This is a genomic window from Streptomyces sp. NPDC033165, assembly GCF_055577965.1.
This window is the reverse complement of sequence record NZ_JBVIPK010000005.1, coordinates 334882-351789: the sequence shown is the minus strand read 5'-3', so window position 1 is coordinate 351789 and position 16908 is coordinate 334882. Positions and strand designations below refer to the sequence as shown.

At 69.7% G+C, this 16908-nt stretch carries 18 protein-coding genes and 1 tRNA gene; 12 read left to right on the top strand and 7 right to left on the bottom strand.

Going from position 1 to position 16908, the window contains the following annotated elements; translation table 11 throughout:
- Positions 1-99 precede the first annotated feature (99 nt).
- Both ACZ5WC_RS15370 and ACZ5WC_RS15365 read left to right on the top strand, forming a co-directional pair.
- Positions 100-1185 (top strand): S-(hydroxymethyl)mycothiol dehydrogenase, encoded by a 1086-nt coding sequence (locus ACZ5WC_RS15370; protein ID WP_468541245.1) that lies wholly within the window; start codon positions 100-102, stop codon positions 1183-1185.
- Positions 1185-1814: an MBL fold metallo-hydrolase gene (locus ACZ5WC_RS15365; protein WP_468541244.1), complete on the top strand. Its 630-nt coding sequence runs from the start codon at positions 1185-1187 to the stop codon at positions 1812-1814. Before ACZ5WC_RS15370 ends, ACZ5WC_RS15365 begins: the two co-directional genes overlap by 1 nt.
- 11 nt (positions 1815-1825) lie before the next feature.
- Here the strand turns inward: ACZ5WC_RS15365 and ACZ5WC_RS15360 are convergent, their stop codons facing one another.
- Complete coding sequence (locus ACZ5WC_RS15360) at positions 1826-2764, bottom strand: RluA family pseudouridine synthase (RefSeq protein WP_468541243.1); 939 nt, start codon at positions 2762-2764, stop codon at positions 1826-1828.
- A gap of 42 nt (positions 2765-2806) precedes the next feature.
- Positions 2807-3688 carry a hypothetical protein gene (locus ACZ5WC_RS15355; RefSeq protein WP_468541242.1) on the bottom strand — a complete coding sequence of 294 codons (882 nt, stop codon included), beginning with the start codon at positions 3686-3688 and terminating at the stop codon, positions 2807-2809.
- A gap of 238 nt (positions 3689-3926) precedes the next feature.
- Between ACZ5WC_RS15355 and ACZ5WC_RS15350 the strand changes: the two genes are divergently transcribed.
- The 4 genes from ACZ5WC_RS15350 (at position 3927) to ACZ5WC_RS15335 (ending at position 7187) form a co-directional block, all read left to right on the top strand.
- Positions 3927-4616, top strand: a complete 690-nt coding sequence (locus tag ACZ5WC_RS15350; RefSeq protein WP_468541241.1) for a hypothetical protein — start codon at positions 3927-3929, stop codon at positions 4614-4616.
- Positions 4616-5380 carry a hypothetical protein gene (locus ACZ5WC_RS15345; protein ID WP_468541240.1) on the top strand — a complete coding sequence of 255 codons (765 nt, stop codon included), beginning with the start codon at positions 4616-4618 and terminating at the stop codon, positions 5378-5380. The genes ACZ5WC_RS15350 and ACZ5WC_RS15345 overlap by 1 nt, the downstream gene beginning before the upstream one ends.
- 701 nt (positions 5381-6081) lie before the next feature.
- Positions 6082-6531 (top strand): glycine-rich domain-containing protein, encoded by a 450-nt coding sequence (locus tag ACZ5WC_RS15340; protein WP_468541239.1) that lies wholly within the window; start codon positions 6082-6084, stop codon positions 6529-6531.
- A gap of 74 nt (positions 6532-6605) precedes the next feature.
- Complete coding sequence (locus ACZ5WC_RS15335; RefSeq protein WP_468541238.1) at positions 6606-7187, top strand: class I SAM-dependent methyltransferase; 582 nt, start codon at positions 6606-6608, stop codon at positions 7185-7187.
- Here ACZ5WC_RS15335 and ACZ5WC_RS15330 read toward each other — a convergent pair whose 3' ends face one another.
- A complete protein-coding gene (locus tag ACZ5WC_RS15330) occupies positions 7188-7370 on the bottom strand; it encodes a hypothetical protein (protein WP_468541237.1) in 183 nt (60 codons plus the stop codon).
- Between the two features lie 325 nt (positions 7371-7695).
- Here ACZ5WC_RS15330 and ACZ5WC_RS15325 point away from each other — a divergent pair, with 325 nt between their 5' ends.
- Positions 7696-8283, top strand: coding sequence for a tyrosine-type recombinase/integrase (locus ACZ5WC_RS15325; protein WP_468541340.1), 588 nt, complete (start codon positions 7696-7698; stop codon positions 8281-8283).
- Between the two features lie 88 nt (positions 8284-8371).
- Here the strand turns inward: ACZ5WC_RS15325 and ACZ5WC_RS15320 are convergent.
- Positions 8372-8459, bottom strand: a tRNA-Leu gene (locus tag ACZ5WC_RS15320).
- A gap of 184 nt (positions 8460-8643) precedes the next feature.
- On the opposite strand from ACZ5WC_RS15320, the gene ACZ5WC_RS15315 reads away from it, so the two are divergent.
- The 3 genes from ACZ5WC_RS15315 (at position 8644) to ACZ5WC_RS15305 (ending at position 11305) form a co-directional block, all read left to right on the top strand.
- The gene (locus ACZ5WC_RS15315) at positions 8644-9978 is read left to right on the top strand and encodes a M20/M25/M40 family metallo-hydrolase (RefSeq protein ID WP_468541236.1); all 1335 of its coding nucleotides are present in this window, start codon (positions 8644-8646) and stop codon (positions 9976-9978) included.
- 171 nt (positions 9979-10149) lie between these two features.
- Positions 10150-10383 carry a chaplin ChpH gene (gene chpH, locus ACZ5WC_RS15310; protein WP_003970136.1) on the top strand — a complete coding sequence of 78 codons (234 nt, stop codon included), beginning with the start codon at positions 10150-10152 and terminating at the stop codon, positions 10381-10383.
- Positions 10384-10522: 139 nt separating this feature from the next.
- A complete protein-coding gene (locus ACZ5WC_RS15305; protein WP_468541235.1) occupies positions 10523-11305 on the top strand; it encodes a chaplin in 783 nt (260 codons plus the stop codon).
- Positions 11306-11370: 65 nt separating this feature from the next.
- On the opposite strand, the gene ACZ5WC_RS15300 is transcribed toward ACZ5WC_RS15305, so the two are convergent.
- Positions 11371-11559 carry a DUF5703 family protein gene (locus tag ACZ5WC_RS15300; protein ID WP_358685530.1) on the bottom strand — a complete coding sequence of 63 codons (189 nt, stop codon included), beginning with the start codon at positions 11557-11559 and terminating at the stop codon, positions 11371-11373.
- A gap of 47 nt (positions 11560-11606) precedes the next feature.
- On the opposite strand from ACZ5WC_RS15300, the gene ACZ5WC_RS15295 reads away from it, so the two are divergent.
- Positions 11607-12269 (top strand): hypothetical protein, encoded by a 663-nt coding sequence (locus ACZ5WC_RS15295; RefSeq protein ID WP_468541234.1) that lies wholly within the window; start codon positions 11607-11609, stop codon positions 12267-12269.
- A 103-nt stretch (positions 12270-12372) separates the two neighbouring features.
- Here the strand turns inward: ACZ5WC_RS15295 and ACZ5WC_RS15290 are convergent, their stop codons facing one another.
- A complete protein-coding gene (locus tag ACZ5WC_RS15290) occupies positions 12373-14637 on the bottom strand; it encodes a helix-hairpin-helix domain-containing protein (protein WP_468541233.1) in 2265 nt (754 codons plus the stop codon).
- Complete coding sequence (locus ACZ5WC_RS15285) at positions 14634-15617, bottom strand: aldo/keto reductase (RefSeq protein WP_468541232.1); 984 nt, start codon at positions 15615-15617, stop codon at positions 14634-14636. The genes ACZ5WC_RS15290 and ACZ5WC_RS15285 overlap by 4 nt, the downstream gene beginning before the upstream one ends.
- A gap of 150 nt (positions 15618-15767) precedes the next feature.
- On the opposite strand from ACZ5WC_RS15285, the gene ACZ5WC_RS15280 reads away from it, so the two are divergent.
- Positions 15768-16817 (top strand): LLM class F420-dependent oxidoreductase, encoded by a 1050-nt coding sequence (locus ACZ5WC_RS15280; RefSeq protein ID WP_468541231.1) that lies wholly within the window; start codon positions 15768-15770, stop codon positions 16815-16817.
- Positions 16818-16908 lie beyond the last annotated feature (91 nt).

Below are 16908 nucleotides of genomic sequence, written 5' to 3'. Positions count from 1 at the left end.
CCGGAGCCTTCCGCACGACGTGGCACAGGACCCGCCCCCGAGGCGTACGGTGGTCCGCGTTCGATCTTCACGAAGCTCGGGAGCAGGGAGAGCAGGGTTATGGCACAGCAGGTCCAGGCAGTCATCGCACCGGGGAGGAACGAGCCGGTGCGGGTCGAGACGATCGTGGTCCCGGACCCCGGCCCCGGTGAGGCCGTCGTGAAGATCCAGGCGTGCGGCGTCTGCCACACCGACCTCCACTACAAACAGGGCGGCATCAACGACGAGTTCCCCTTCCTCCTCGGCCACGAGGCGGCGGGCGTCGTGGAGTCGGTCGGCGAAGGCGTCAGCGACGTCGCCCCCGGCGACTTCGTCATCCTCAACTGGCGTGCGGTGTGCGGCCAGTGCCGCGCCTGTCTGCGCGGCCGCCCCTGGTACTGCTTCGACACCCACAACGCCAAGCAGAAGATGACGCTGCTCGACGGCACGGAGCTGTCGCCCGCCCTCGGCATCGGGGCCTTCGCCGAGAAGACCCTCGTCGCCTCCGGCCAGTGCACCAAGGTCGACCCCGAGGTCGCCCCCCAGGTCGCGGGGCTCCTCGGCTGCGGTGTCATGGCGGGCATCGGCGCCGCCATCAACACCGGCCAGGTCGGCCGTGGCGACTCGGTCGCCGTCATCGGCTGCGGCGGCGTCGGCGACGCGGCCATCGCGGGGTCCCGGCTGGCCGGCGCGGCGAAGATCATCGCGGTCGACATCGACGACCGCAAGCTGGAGACGGCGAAGAGGATGGGCGCCACCCACACCGTCAACTCCCGCTCCACCGACCCCGTCGAGGCCATCCGCGCCCTCACCGGCGGAAACGGCGCCGACGTCGTCATCGAGGCCGTCGGCCGCCCCGAGACGTACGAACAGGCCTTCTACGCCCGCGACCTCGCCGGAACGGTCGTCCTCGTCGGGGTCCCCACCCCGGACATGAAGCTCGAACTGCCGCTCCTGGACGTCTTCGGCCGCGGCGGCTCGCTCAAGTCGTCCTGGTACGGCGACTGCCTGCCCTCCCGCGACTTCCCGATGCTCATCGACCTCCACCAGCAGGGCCGCCTCGACCTTGCCGCCTTCGTCACCGAGACCATCGGCCTGGGCGACATCGAGCAGGCCTTCGCCCGGATGCACGACGGCGACGTCCTGCGCTCGGTGGTGGTCCTCTGATGGCCGCCCGCATCGACCACCTGGTCACCTCCGGCACCTTCGCCCTCGACGGCGGCGAGTGGGACGTCGACAACAACGTCTGGATCGTCGGCGACGACACCGAGGCGATCGTCATCGACGCCGCCCACGACGCCGCCGCCATCGAGGCCGCACTCGGCGGCCGTACGCTGCGCGCTATCGTCTGCACCCACGCGCACAACGACCACATCGACGCCGCCCCCGCCCTCGCCGAGGCCACCGGCGCCCCGATCCTGCTCCACCCGGACGACCTCCCGCTCTGGCAGCGGACCCACCCGGACCGCGCCCCCGACGGCACCCTGACCGACGGCCAGGAACTGACCGTGGCAGGCACCGCCCTCACGGTCCTGCACACCCCGGGCCACGCCCCCGGCGCGGTCTGCCTCTACGCCCCCGGCCTCGGCACGGTCTTCACGGGCGACACGCTTTTCCAGGGCGGCCCCGGCGCCACCGGCAGGTCCTTCTCGGACTTCCCGACGATCATCGACTCGATCCGGGACCGGCTGCTCACGCTCCCGGGCGACACGGCCGTCCGCACGGGCCATGGCGACCCCACCACCATCGGCGCCGAGGCCCCGCAGCTCGACGACTGGATCAAGCGCGGCCACTGAGCCGCGCCCCCTCACCCCTCCGGCCAGGCGGAGAGCCGCAGCCCGCTCTCGAAGCGGCGCGGCTCCCCGCTGACCGGATCGGTGAACTCCAGTACCCGCGCCAGCAGCTGGAGAGGGCGGGAGAAGTCCTCATGGGGTGTCTCCGCCGCCACCACCGGATACAGCGGATCGTGGACGATCGGCACCCCCAGCGCGTTCATATGGACCCGCAGCTGATGGGTCCGCCCGGTCGCGGGCAGCAGCCGGTAGCGCCCGAGCGGTCCCCGGTGCTCCACCAGCTCCACCCGGCTCTCACTGTTCGCCTCGCCCGGCTCCTCCCGGGCGGCGAGCACCCCGCGCTCCTTCACGATCCGGCTCCGTACGGTCCGGGGGAGGACCAGCTCCGGGTCGTACGGGGCCACCGCCTCGTACTCCTTCCGCACCAGCCGGTCCCGGAACAGCGTCTGGTACGCGCCCCGGTCCTCGGGCCGCACCACGAAGAGCACGAGCCCCGCCGTAAGCCGGTCCAGCCGGTGCGCCGGCTGAAGGGCGGGCAGCCCCAGCTCCCGCCGAAGCCGGGCCACCGCGGTGTCCGTGATGTGCCGCCCCCGGGGCGTGGTGGCCAGGAAGTGCGGCTTGTCGGCGACCACCAGACGCGCGTCCCGGTACACGACCCCGACCGGGAAGGGCACCGGCTCCTCGGCCGCGAAGTCCCGGTGGAACCAGAGGTACCGCCCGGCGGTGTACGGCTCATCGCCCCGTACGGCCGCCCCCTCGGCCCCCACGAACCGCCCCTCACCGAGCATCGCCGCGACGCGCTCGGCCCCGATCGCCCCGCCGAACCGCGCAAGAAGATGCTCCCCGACGCTTCCCCAGCACCCCTCGGGATCCTCCGGCAACCGCACCCGCACCGGGTCGATCCCCTCCCGCTGCGGGAGCGGGGCTCCGGGAGCCCTTCTGCGGCCCCTCATCGTCGTGTCTCTCCGCTCAGAATGGCCCATCGGCCGACTCGGCTACTGCCAGCGGAACCCTACGACGGTCTCCTCGATGTACGGAAGAAACCGGTAGAGGGAGTCGCCTCCGGGGCCGACGCTTTCCTCCTCCACTGGCTGTTCGCCAAGGGGATCGTCCCAGACACAGGTCCAGGCCTTCCGCGGGCGTCTCTCGCCGGTGAATCGCACGGACAGCGAAACGTTCTCCGCGCGGGCGAAGGCAGGCCTGCGCACTTCCATCGCGCGGGAGGAGGTGGGGGAAAAGGCTGTGCGGTACTCCAGTAAGGCCACGTCAGAGCGGTCGAGTGGGTCACAGAGCATGATCTCGACCCCTAGAAGTCCTCCGCCGTATTCGTACCGTCTGCCGAGTCTTCCGCCGTGAAGCACTTCGATACTGGCGGCTTCGGGCTCATGGTTGAAGAAGTACGCTGTCACGCCGTCCTCGGCAGCACGGATGACCTGGCTCGTGTGGCGGGAAGCCAGCGTGCCCGTGGGGCCGACTTCGTACCTCTCGATGAGGTTCATGGTCCGATGGCGCTGTGGTCGGGCGAGTTCTCTTCGCCCACGGAGCGTATGCGAGATTCCTGACGGGCCATGAGCGCTGCCACCGTGGGCTTCTCGGAGTCGATTGGCGTCGATGTCGCTCATGGAGAATGCGTTGATGAACCAGCCCAGAGTTTCCCAGGAGAGACTGGTTCCGGAGAGAGCCCGGGACACCCGGTCTTTGAGAGACCGAGTTCCCTTGCCCGAGCATGCCTCTCCGGACTCGAACAAGTAATCGTCCAGGACGTTCGCGACAGCAGACTGATTGATGTATGCGCCCTTTCGGCGGGCGCGCTTCTGCCACTGCGTGAGATACCTGGAATCCGTGGTGAGGAGATGTCTCAGCAGATCGCTGGCCACCTGGCCGCTCTGTGTCTGAGAGGTCAGGGAGGTGGCGGCTCCCTGTCCTCTCTCGGAAGTGCACGTAGAGCCACTGGTCTGCAAGTCAAGGTCAAGTGCTGCCTTCCGTGCCCGCATTCTGTTCCTCCGGCGACACGTCGATTCCGCTGCGACATAACTGCGACATTCCCTGTGTGAGAGTGACCCTCCGACGCTGATGCGTCAAGGATCTTCCAGTCGCGCCATCCAGGGAGTTCAAGTGATTGAGTCGAACGGTTCCGTCGTCCAGGGAATGGTCATCAGGTCGCCGAAGGGGGGAGACGAGTTTCAGGTGTCGCAGACAGGGCGGAGTGAGGAGGCCGACCGCGCCCACGTCGAGCTTGTGGCCATGCACACCATGCACGATGCCGCGAAGCCCCTCGACGATGAAAGCTGGTGCCGTGCCGTCAAGTGGATGGGAGAGGTTCGGGGGGCTCGGATCTCGGTGGTATTCGGAGGCAGTACAGATGGGCAGACCCCGCCAGATTGTGACGGCAATGGCGTGGACGCTGCCCATCGTGCCGGCGGGGGCACCTTGAGTCCGCGTGATTTCGTCAGTCAGAAGAAGCCGCAGTCTTTGGTGGAGCGTATCGCCTGCCTCGGGTACTACCTTGCACACCACAGGGAAACTCCGCACTTCACGGTCAAAGACATTGTGCAGCTGAACACCGAGGCTGCCGCTCACAAGTTCGGTAACCCATCCCGGGACGTGGACAAGGCCGACAGGCAGAGTGGGTACCTCGTCACTGCTGGTTACGGAAAGAAGCAGGTGACGCCGAGGGGCGAGATGGTCGTGGAAGCTCTTCCGGACCGTGGAGCTTTGAAGGCGGTACTCAGCGATACTCCGTTCAAATCGCGGCGCCCTCGCGAGTCTGCCTCAAAGAAGGTTCAGCAGAGTAAGGGGGAATAGTGGTAGTCACCGTTACTGAAGTGCTCGGGGTTAGCTATGACCCCCTCCTGGTCGGGGAACTGGTTGAGTCGTATGAACAGGCTCAGCGTAACTTCTACCTCGGTGGTCACCGCCTCAGTGCGGTAGAGGGGGGACGTTTCTGTGAGGCTGCTTATCGGCTCTTGGAGTTCGCCACCAGCGGTACGTATACCCCCCTCGGCGGCAACCTTGACACCGAGGGAGTGACGAAGCGGCTTCAGTCCCTCCCGGCCGCCAACCACCCCAAGTCGATCAGGGTGCACATCCCACGGAATCTGCGTCTCGTCTACGACATCCGCAACAGCCGGGACGCCGCACATCTGGCGGACGGGATCGATCCGAACCTTCAGGACGCCACCTTGGTGGTCGGGGTACTCGACTGGGTCTTGGCGGAATTCGTCAGGCTCAGTGGTGGGACCACTCCCGACCGTGCTCGTGCACTGGTGGAGGGGCTAGTGACAAGGCGAGTGCCTGTTGTCCAGGACTTCGGTGAGTTCCAGAAGGTACTCAGACCCGACCTGCGAGCCGGTGACCGCATTCTCGTCGTGCTCTATCGACGGGGTACGCGGGGGGCAGGGTATGCCGAGCTCATGGAATGGATGCCGTTGTCCGCCAGGGCGAACCTGCGTCGCACTGTGCGGGCGCTCGACGAGAAGTCGTTGGTTCACGCTGCGCAGGATGTGGTGCGGATTACCTACGCAGGGGAGAAGTCGGTGGAGAGCAGAGGGCTGCTCGACCCTCTGTGATGTCCCGTCCGTTGAACGGCTTGCGGAGGGTGAGGTCCTGTGGCGATCCGTGGGGCCTCTCCCTCCGGGCTTGTGACGGCACTGGTCGTGCCGACTTCCCCAGCTTGCATGTCGTGGCCTCCTGCGTCGTCCGAGTGGACGCGTGTCATAGGGATCGTAAACCCCAGCGACTCGGGGGCGTGGCCAGTGAACTGTTTCAACGCTCGCGCGTACAGCGGGCGGCACGTCCTGGTCTTCCCGGACTCCCAGCGTTGCACGAGTCGCTTGGAAGCTTCGTTCGGTTCGCCCAGTTCTTCCCCCGCGCCACGTAATCCCTGGGCGAACTCGTCTTGGCTCAGGTTCATCGACTTGCGTACGGAGGTGAGTACGTCGTTGGGAACTCGGTCACGCTCGGGCGTAGTCGTCACAGTCCGCGGCTAGCCACGCAGCACCTCGAATGACACCGGTTTGACGCCCGAGGGTCGCCGCGAACGTCGCCGCGATGGTCGAGGTCAATCCGGAGCATGGTCGACATGTCCATCCGTCAGCGCCTACAAGGTGACAGCCGACGGTACGCAGACCGAGCCGCGAAGCCTGTACGAGGGTGAGGGCGGGGAGCCCCTCGCGACTGGCGTGATGGCCCCGTGCCTGTGTCCCAGGTACAGAGGCGGACGGCATGAACGGAACACGTCGTACATCCAACTACGTGGAGGCAAGCCAGCATGAGTACGGCAGTAGTGATCCGCGACCCGAAAACGTACGTCGCGCCGGACGTGTGGGAGCGAGAGGTGGCCCTCCTTCTCCGCAACCCCGCGAACACGCCCGAGGTGGCGGAAGCCAAGTTCGGGCAGGCCATCGCCTACCTTGTCACCTGCGGCGAGAACTCGGATCTTCTCTTGGGCCCGTCCGAGCAGGTGGACGAGGCATGGCATTCGTTCATGCTCGACTCGATCCCGCACCACCACTTCACCGACCGGTACTTCGGCCGGTACATCCACCACGTTCCGGAGCTTCCGGGAACGGCGGCCGAGGTCCAGTGCGTCAGCGACGGCGAGGCGACGCAGGACGGGCACGGCTCCAAGACTGGCCGACCACTCGCCCTGGAACAGACGATCACGGCCATCAAGGCGGCCGGGTTCGAGATCGACCCCGACTTGTGGGGCCCCAAGTAGAGCCGCCTGGAAGATGAGTTGGGGCCTACCCCGTACGTTGGGAGTAGGCCCCTTCTGCTGGAAAGGATCACTGCATGTCATTGGCTGAGTCCTGGGACAAGTATGCGGTCGGGAGCAAGCCACGCAGGGCTGTGAACGCCACGGGCGACACGACGTGGTTGAACTGGACTCAGTACGCCGATCACGGGCCGAACGAGAGTGTTCTCGGACCCGTCGCCGGACGTCGGGTGCTGGAACTCGGTTCAGGCAGCGGGAGCAACCTGGCACACCTGGTCACGCTCGGTGCGACGGGTCTGGGAGTGGACGTTGCATCAGCCCGTGAAGCGGTCGCGCGGGAACGCTGGGCTGATCTGGCGGGTCTTGAGTTCCGCACGGCAGAGGCGACGGCATTCCTGAGCGAGACGGACGAGGCGTTCGACGTCGTGCTCTCCATCTTCGGTGCCGTGTGGTTCGTCGATCCGCACACCCTGCTACCGCTGATTCGATCCCGTATGGCTTCGGGTGGCACACTCGCGTTCTCCCACCTCCCCGCCGGAAGTCAAGACGTGAAACCAGGTGGGGCAGGGCTGCGGCACAACCATCTACGGCGGCCACTGTCCGATGGGGAATGCCCCTGCCAATCGTGGCAGGGGCGTTCATCTGGTTTGTTCGGCTGATCAGAGGCGAGCGTGGAAGGGGTTGGAGCCCCTGGCCCGTTCCGGCCGCTTCACTGGCGTGGGCTCCGGTGCCTGCTGGGAGGCTGGGCGGTAGGCGTCCGTCCGGACGACGTGGAAACCATTACGGTCCGTTTCGGTCGTGCCGATGCCCAGCTTCTGGGCGACCGCTTTCATCGCGGCCATTCGCTGTCGTAGCCGGGCCACACCTCGGCGACCATCCGCACCGCACGACGGCGCAGCTCAAGCGGGTACCGGGAAAGGACGTGCCATGACTCGATCCTCTCAAATGATCGAGTCCCTATCGAACCCGGAACGGTTCGGAAACTGATATCGGCCAACCCCGCAGCGACGGCGCACCCGCCCACCGCCCGGCAGGTACGGGCACAGGAGCAGCGTATCCGACCGTGGACGACGACCAGACAGGGCGGTTCCTGGGCTCGGTGTGGGAGCCCTGTGGCAACAGGGCCTGTGATGTGGCCCCACTCACCACTGTCTCCGGGACGCTCCCCTGTGGACCGTCTACGCCGCTACGGGTGTCCGGCGCAGTGAAGCCCTGGGGATGAAGTGGTCCCTCGTGAAGTGGGATGAAGGGTCCATCGAGCTGGGCTGGGTGGTGGTCGAGGAGGGGAACACCTACCGGCTCCGGAAGCTCACCAAGGACGGCGATGACAACGCCGTGATCTATGTGGATCAGTCCGTGATGAACGTCCTGAAATGGCAGAAGGAGCGGCAGGACGCCGAGCGTAAGCGGCTCGGCTCCGCATGGGTCGATCATGACCTGGTGTTCGCCCGTGATGGCTTCAAGCTCTACCGGGGCGAGGCAGGCGGGCCGCAGGACCCTGAAAAGGTCTCTGCGCGGTGGCGCACCCTACGGAACCGGCTGCACCTGCCGGAGGACTTCCGGATTCACGACTGGCGGCACAGCAAGGTCACGAACGATCTGGAAGCCGGGGAGAACCCCGTAGAGGTCTCCGCGAACGTCCGGCACCACTCGCCGGGCTACACGATGGCCCGGTACGGGCACTCACGTAAGGACGGAGCGCGGAAGCTCGCCGCCTCCGGTGCGGGCCGACTCGGCCTGTCATCCCTGGTCTGACCTGGGGAACCGCTGGGCCGTTGGTCACGTGGTTGGTCACGCCACCGCCCAGAAATGCAAAAAACCCCAGTTCAACTGGGGTCTCTGCTGGTGTCCGAGGGGGGACTTGAACCCCCACGCCCGATAAAGGGCACTAGCACCTCAAGCTAGCGCGTCTGCCATTCCGCCACCCGGACAAGGTGTCTGTCTCGCGGGCCCTGGCCCGTTCCGACGTGGAAAACCATAGCAAACATTCGAGGGTGCTCGATCACGCCCCCGTGGCCGGGAACGCCGTACGACCGGCGATGGGCGGTCTTGGGCGTACGCCGACGGCGCGGGAGGATGAAGTGGAGCACCACAGCGACAGTGGAAGGAACCAGCGTGAGCGAGAGCAGCACGGGCAAGGCCGTCACCGGTGGGAACGCCGAGAGGGAGGTCGTCGACCTCTGTCGTGACCTGATCAGGATCGACACCAGCAACTACGGCGACCACTCGGGCCCCGGTGAGCGGCTCGCGGCCGAGTACGTCGCGGAGAAGCTCGCGGAGGTCGGCCTGGAACCGCAGATCTTCGAGTCGCACAAGGGGCGGGCCTCCACCGTCGCCCGGATCGAGGGTGAGGACCCCTCCCGGCCGGCCCTCCTCATCCACGGGCACACCGACGTCGTCCCGGCCAACGCGGCGGACTGGACGCACGACCCGTTCTCCGGGGAGATCGCGGACGGCTGTGTCTGGGGCCGGGGCGCTGTCGACATGAAGGACATGGACGCGATGACCCTCGCGGTCGTGCGCGAGCGCATGCGCACCGGCCGCAAGCCCCCGCGCGACATCGTGCTGGCCTTCCTCGCCGACGAGGAGGCGGGCGGCACGTACGGGGCCCGCTACCTCGTCGACAACCACCCGGGGCTCTTCGAGGGCGTCACCGAGGCCATCAGCGAGGTCGGCGGCTTCTCCTTCACCGTCAACGAGAACCTGCGGCTGTATCTGGTGGAGACCGCCCAGAAGGGCATGCACTGGATGAAGCTCACCGTGGACGGCAGCGCCGGGCACGGCTCGATGATCCACAAGGACAACGCGATCACCGAGCTGTCCGAGGCGGTCGGGCGGCTGGGGCGGCACAAGTTCCCGGTGCGGGTCACCAAGACGCTGCGACACTTCCTGGACGAGCTCTCGGACGCGCTGGGCACCGAGCTGGACCCGGAGAACATGGACGAGACGCTCGCCAAGCTGGGCGGCATCGCCAAGCTCATCGGCGCCTCCCTCCAGAACACCGCCAACCCCACGCAGCTCGGTGCGGGCTACAAGGTCAACGTCATCCCGGGCCAGGCGACCGCCCATGTCGACGGCCGCTACCTGCCGGGGTACGAGGAGGAGTTCCTCGCCGACCTGGACCGGATCCTCGGCCCCAACGTGAAGCGTGAGGACGTGCACGCGGACAAGGCCCTGGAGACCACCTTCGACGGGGCGCTGGTGGACGCCATGCAGACCGCGCTGGTCGCCGAGGACCCGATCGCCCGGGCGGTGCCCTACATGCTCTCGGCGGGCACCGACGCCAAGTCCTTCGACGACCTCGGCATCCGGGGCTTCGGCTTCGCCCCGCTGAAGCTGCCGCCGGAGCTGGACTTCGCCGGGATGTTCCACGGTGTCGACGAGCGGGTGCCGGTCGAGGGCCTCCAGTTCGGTGTACGGGTGCTCGACCGGTTCATCGACCACTCCTGACCGCCCTGCTGCCGACCGTGCCCGGTTCGCCGCCGAGGCCGCTGATTCGTCCGCCTGTGCGGATATGTCCGAACGAGTGAAACGGGCCGTTCACACGTAGCTCCTTCACACCCTCCTCGTTACAAGGTTTGCGGTCCGCGGCTGGGACCGCATTTCCAACTAGGAGGAATAATGATCAAGAAGGTCGTCGCAGTTGCGGCTGCTACGGGTGGCCTCGTTCTCGCGGGTGCGGGCATGGCCTCGGCCGACGCGGGTGCCCAGGGTGCGGCCATCGGCAGCCCCGGCGTGCTGTCCGGCAACGTCGTCCAGGTTCCGGTCCACGTGCCGATCAACGTGTGCGGCAACACGGTCTCCGTGATCGGTCTGCTGAACCCCGCCTTCGGCAACACCTGCGTCAACGCGTGACGTTGAACGTCAACCTGTAAGGGTTTGAGCTCGACCGGTCCCGGAGTGCACTCCATGCACTCCGGGACCGTTCGGCATTCGGCTCCCGCACGGTCATGTCCGGGGGTTTTTCGGAAGGCAGAAGGCAGGAAACGAACCTATGCGACAGGTCACCCGTAAAGGCCTGATCACCATGGCGGCGGCGGGCGGAGTGCTCGCGCTCAGTGGTGGATACGCCCACGCCGACTCCGGCGCGGCCGGTACGGCGTCCGGCTCACCGGGCGTGCTGTCCGGCAACTCGGTACAGGTCCCCATCGACATCCCGGTCAACGTCTGCGGGAACTCCGTCAGCGTCGGCGGACTGCTCAACCCCACGAGCGGGAACGACTGCGGAAACGGAGCGGCAGCATCCGACCGGTCCGCGCAGTCCGACCGGTCCTCCGGTTCCCAGGACCGCACCGCGGCCGACGGCTCCGGAAACGGCGCCCAGGCGGGCGACACCACCGCCACGGACCGGCACACCGAGCCCGGCAGCGGCCGTCACCGGGCCCCGGGAGGCGCCTCGGCGGAAGGGACCGCCCAGGACTCGCCCGGCATCCTCTCCGGCAACTTGCTCCAGGCACCGCTCGACATCCCCGTGAATCTCTGCGGGAACAGCGTCACCATCGGCGGACTGCTCAACCCCGCCTTCGGCAACAGCTGCTCCAACGACGCCGAGGTGCCACCCCCGCCGCCCGAGGAGCCGGAGAAGCCCCCGGTCACGCCGGAGAAGCCGGTCGACCCGCCGACCGAGCCGAACGCTCCCGAGACCCGGAACATTCCGCAGGAGCAGCTCGCGCAGACCGGTTCCGGCGGGCTCGACCTGCTCATCCCGGCGAGTGCCGGGCTGCTGCTGGCCGGTATGGGTTCGGTGCTCTACCGCCGCTCGCGCAGCGCGGCCTGACACCGGGCGCGTACAGACAGAAGAAAAAAGGGAGCGGGCCCCGCGGCTGCGGGGCCCGCTCCATGTCACCAGGTGGCCCGTAGCTGACGGATGATCCGTCTGCGCAGCCGCACCCGGCGGCTGCCGTCCAGGCGCAGCGTCAGTCGGTCCAGCTCCCAGTGTCCGTACTCGGCGTGGTCGGTCAGCAGTCGGGCCGCTTCCTTGCGGGACACCCCGCGCGGCACGTACACGTCGACGAATTCGTATTCCGGCATCGCATCTATTGTGCGGGCAGAGCCCCGGTACGGATAGCGTCTGCACTATGTCTGATGCTGCGCAGCCCACCGCTGCCGAGGTACGTGCCGCCGCCGAAGCGGTCAAAGCCGCGATCGACCGTCACCTCGACGCGGTCGAACGCCGTACCGGGGACGACGACCCCGCCGTCTACGACGCGTTCAACGCCCTTGCCGCTGCCGCCGAGGTCTACGACGAACTCCTCTACGACCGCTACGACGAGGTCACCCCCTTCGAGATCCCCGGCGCGGACGACTCCCTGCCGCCCTACGCGGGCCCCACGGAGCCCAGCGCGCTCAGCGTCCTGATCCGGCGCGACTACGCGGTCGCGGAGCCCCCGCGCCTCCTCGCCCAGGCCCAGCGCCTCGCCGACCTCGAAGCGGGGCCGGGCGAGGAGGACTCGGCCCCCGTGGTCGGCACCAGCGTCCATGCGGCGCTCGGCGTGCTCTTCGGAGAGTACGAACCGGACGAGATCGCCTCCCGGCACAAGGAGTTCGGCCTGGAGGAGGGTGACTCCACCCTCTGGGTCTCGGCCGCGGACGCGCTTCCGGAACCGGGCGAATGGCTCGCGGCGCCCTTCGAGGACGCCGAACCCGAACTTGTGGTCTGCCGCTTCGACGTCAGTGCGGTCTTCGACGAGGAGGACGAGCCGGAGGAGGACTTCGTCGGACCGGCCGGGGGCGGCGCCTGACGCCGAACCCCGCTGCCGCTGTTCTCTTCCCTCCCGCACCGGACGTGACGGTGGGCCCCGGCGCGATGCGCCGGGGCCCACCGCTGTCCGGGGCCGGGTCCGCTCAGGACGCCGTGTCGGGTGTCGGGAGCGCTTCGAGGAGCGGCCGCAGCCGGGTCGTCCGCTCCGGGGCCGGAATCTGCGCCACCGCGTGCGCGAGCGCCTGGTCCACCCCGTGCACCACGGACAGATGACGCTCACCCCGGCCGAACGCGGTGTAGACCCACGGCCGGCTCAGGCCCTGCGCCGCGTCGCCCGGCAGCACCACGACGGCGGCGGGCCAGCGCATTCCGGCTGCCTGGTGGGCGCTGAGGGCCCAGCCGTGCCGTACCGCCGACTCCACCCGCCCTTGCGGTACGACGACGGGGACGCCCCCGCAGTCCAGGTGCAGGCCCTCGGCGTCGGCCGAGCGCACCACCCCGGGCACCGCACGGCCGGGCGCGGGCACATGGATCACGCGGTCGCCCGGGTCGAAGCCGCCGAACCGTCCGGGGCCGGGGTTGAGACGCTGCTTCAGCGCCTCGTTCAGCACCCGGGTCCCGGCCGCCCCGCCGTGGCCCACGGTGATCACCTGGGTGTCCTCGGCGGGGATGGAGAAGGCCCGGGGCACCGAGTCCGCGACCAGCTGAACGGTACGGTGGACCGCCTCGCCCGCGTCACGGACCGGGACGATCACCACCTCCTTGCCGGGCGCCTCCACCTGGCTCAGCTCACCGATGCCGATGCCGGAGACCAGCTCGCCGATGGGCCCGGGGTCCGGGGTGCGGGAGACGACCTGCGGGCAGGCACGGGCGGCCAGCACATCGGCGAACACCCGGCCGGCGCCCGCCGAGCCCAGCACACCGGGGTCGCCGCTCAGCACCAGCCGGGCGCCGTCAGCCAGCGCCTCGACGAGGACCGCGGCGCTCTCCACGTCCAGCTGGGGGGCGTCCAGCACGACCAGCAGATCCAGGGCGAGCGCCCCGTCCGCGTCCCGGCCGGGGCCCTGCGCACCGGACAGCAGGCCCGCCAGGGTGACCGCCGCGTCCGGGTCGCCGGTGGCCGCCGCCAGCCGTCGGCGGCCGTCCTCGCTGTGGGTGGCGCCCAGGGCCCGCAGGCCCAGCCCGCGCGCCGCCGCGATCAGGGCGGCGGGCTCGGCCCGCGCCGCCTCGCCGCCGCTGTGCACGACCAGCCCGGCCGAGGCGGCCGTACGGATCAGCTCGGCGGCCGAAGGGGAGGGGGCGGACCCCGCCGCCTCCGCCCAGTCGGCGTCCTTCTCACAGGCGTTCACCAGCCGGGCCAGGCCGTCCGCAAGGCTCTCCTCGGCCAGGGCGTAGCGGTCCAGGCCAAGCAGCACCTGGACCGGCTCCTGGGGCTGACCGGCTTCCTCGGCCGCCTCCGCTTCGCCCTCGGGCGCCTCCGGCTCGGCGAGCCCGGCCTCTCCGTCTCCCTCTTCCTGCTCCTGGAAAACGAGGGCGACACCTTCCTCGACGGCGTCCCGCACGGCCGCGTCCGGGTCGCTGACCGCACGCTCGGCGAGCGCCGCCCGTACGGCTTCGGCGTCCAGGGCCGTATGGCCCTGGAGGGCGGCGCGCTCCAGCACCCAGCCGACCAGGGCCGCCGTCCTGCGCCGGTCGTCCGGGCCGCATCCGGCGCCCAGCAGGGCCCGGGCGAAGCCGTCGGCCTGCTCCGGCCGGACGCCGGGCACGGCCAGCAGCTGCCAGGGGTCGGCGCGCAGCAGCTCGGCCGCCTGCTCGCCCAGGGCGCCGACGGCCGGGCGGGCCAGCGCCTCGGGGGCCCCGCCCTCACCGAGCACCGTCCCTGCCGCCGCCGTGGCCTCGGGAGAGGCGGCCCGCACCGCCGCCGTGGCCTCGGGCGCCCGGGCCCGGGGCGCCTGCCCGGCGGGCACCGGGGCGGCACGCCGGGGCGCGGGGGCCGGGGCGGCCGAGTCGAAGAACGTGGCCCCCGCCTTCTCGCCGCTCTCCACGGCCCGAACCGCCGCGAGCAGGTCGGCGGCCGTACCGCTCAGCTTCGTGCCGGCGGCGATGGGCCCGGCCTTCTCCGCCTTGCGCTGCTCGATCCGCTCCCGCAGCTCCCGCTGGGCGGCCAGCTCGGCCTGCGCCTCCGAGAGCTCGGCGGCGGCCGCGTCGGCGCTTTCCGCCGCAGGCGCTTCGGTCACGGCGGAGTCGTCGTCGCCGTCCGTGCCGGAGTCGTCCGCCCCGGCCGGCTCGGCGGCCTCGGGCGCTTCGGCGTGCGCGGGGTCCTCGGCGCCGGTGTCCTCCGGAGGCTCGTGGGCCTCCGGCGTGTCCGTGCCGGCGGTGCCGGGGGTCTCCCCGGGAAGCGCAGTCACAGCGTGCTCCAGTCCTGATCGGGATAGCGGTGCACGGGCGCCGACACATCGTCGAGCGCCTGGCAGATCTCGTTGGGAAGACTAAGCGCCTCCACTGACAATGCCTCCGTGAGCTGCCCGGCGTTGCGCGCGCCGACGATCGGGGCGGCCACCCCGGGCCGGTCCCGGACCCAGGCCAGCGCCACCTGGAGCGGGCTCGTCGCCAGGCCGTCCGCCGCCGTCGCCACCGCGTCGGTGATGCGGGCCGCCGCGTCGTCGAGATACGGCTCGACGAACGGGGCCAGCCGCTCGGACGCGCCCCGGGAGTCGGAGGGGGTGCCCTGGCGGTACTTGCCGGTCAGCACCCCGCGACCCAACGGCGAGGACGGCAGCAGACCGATCCCCAGGTCCAGCGCGGCGGGCAGCACCTCGCGTTCGATGCCCCGCTGGAGCAGCGAATACTCCATCTGCGTACTGGCCAGTCGGGTGCGCACGCCGGGCGCGGCGAGCTGCCAGGTGGCGGCCTTGGCCAGCTGCCAGCCGCAGAAGTTCGACACCCCCGCGTAGCGGACCCGGCCGGAGGCGACGGCCAGGTCCACCGCCTGGAGGGTCTCCTCCAGCGGGGTCGCCGGATCGAAGGCGTGGACCTGCCACAGATCCACGTAGTCCGTGCCGAGCCGCTCCAGGGACGCGTCCAGGGCGGCCAGGAGGTGCCCGCGCGAGCCGTTGAAGCGGCGGTAGGGGTCCGGGACGTTGCCCGCCTTCGTGGCGATGACCAGATCCTGACGGGGCACCAGGCTGCCGACGAGCCGCCCGAGCAGATGCTCGGCCTCGCCGCCCCCGTACACATCGGCGGTGTCCACCAGGGTGCCGCCCGCGTCCCAGAAGGCCTTGAGCTGGTCGGCGGCGTCGTGCTCGTCGGTGTCCCGGCCCCAGGTGAGGGTGCCGAGCCCGATCCGGGACACGCGAAGGCCGGTACGGCCGAGATGCCTCTGCTCCATGGGCGCTGAGATTACTGGCCAGGGCCCCACCGGGTGGAGGCCTGTGGACAACGGGAGGTCGGACGGGAGGCCGTGTGGGTCTGCCGGATCGCCGCGACCCGCGCTAGAGTCCGGAGAAAGCGACGTTACTGATCAGTAAGGGGAGCGGCTATGCGGCTCGGCATCAATCTCGGTTACTGGGGCGCGGGCATGGACGGCGACAACCTCGCCGTCGCGCAGGAGGCCGACCGGCTCGGCTACGACGTCTGCTGGGCGGCCGAGGCCTACGGCTCCGACGCGCCGACCGTGCTGACCTGGGTCGCGGCCCAGACCGAGTCCATCGACGTCGGCTCCGCGATCATGCAGATCCCGGCCCGCCAGCCCACCATGACGGCGATGACGGCCGCCACCCTCGACTCGCTGTCCGGCGGCCGCTTCCGGCTCGGCCTCGGCGTCTCGGGCCCGCAGGTCTCCGAGGGCTGGTACGGCGTCAAGTTCGACAAGCCGCTGGCCCGCACCCGCGAGTACGTGGAGATCGTCCGCAAGGCGATGACCCGCGAGCGCGTGTCGTACGAGGGCGCGCACTGGACGCTGCCGCTGCCCGACGGCCCGGGCAAGCCGATCAAGCTCACCGTGCACCCGCAGCGCGAGCACATCCCGCTCTACATCGCCGCGATCGGCCCCAAGAACCTGGAGCAGACCGGCGAGATCGCCGACGGCGCCCTGCTGATCTTCCCCTCCGCCGAGCACCTGGAGGAGACCGCGATCCAGCCGCTGCGCGCGGGCCGGGAGAAGGCCGGGAAGACCATGGAGGGCTTCGACGTCTCCCCGACGCTGCCGCTCGCCGTCGGCGACGACGTGAACGGCCTCGCCGACATGTTCCGCCCCTACACCGCCCTGTACGTCGGCGGCATGGGCAGCCGGAAGCAGAACTTCTACAACCAGCTCGCCCAGCGCATGGGGTACGAGAAGGAGGCCGCCGAGATCCAGGACAAGTACCTGGGCGGGGACAAGGCCGGGGCCGCCGCCGCCGTACCGCACCAGCTGATCGACCAGACCGCGCTGCTCGGCCCCGTCGAGCGGATCGCCGAGCGGATGCAGGCCTACGCCGCCGCCGGGGTCACCACGCTCAACCTCGCCCCGGCCGGATTCACGCTGGAGGAGCGGATCACCGCCCTGCGCGCGGGCACCGACGCCCTGGAGCGCTCCGGACTCGTCTGAGTCCGAACTGCCTGAACACAGCACTACGGCCGTGGTGGGGGCTCGGGGGTCTTCCCCGCCACGGCCGTCACCCGGAACAACGCGCCCCACG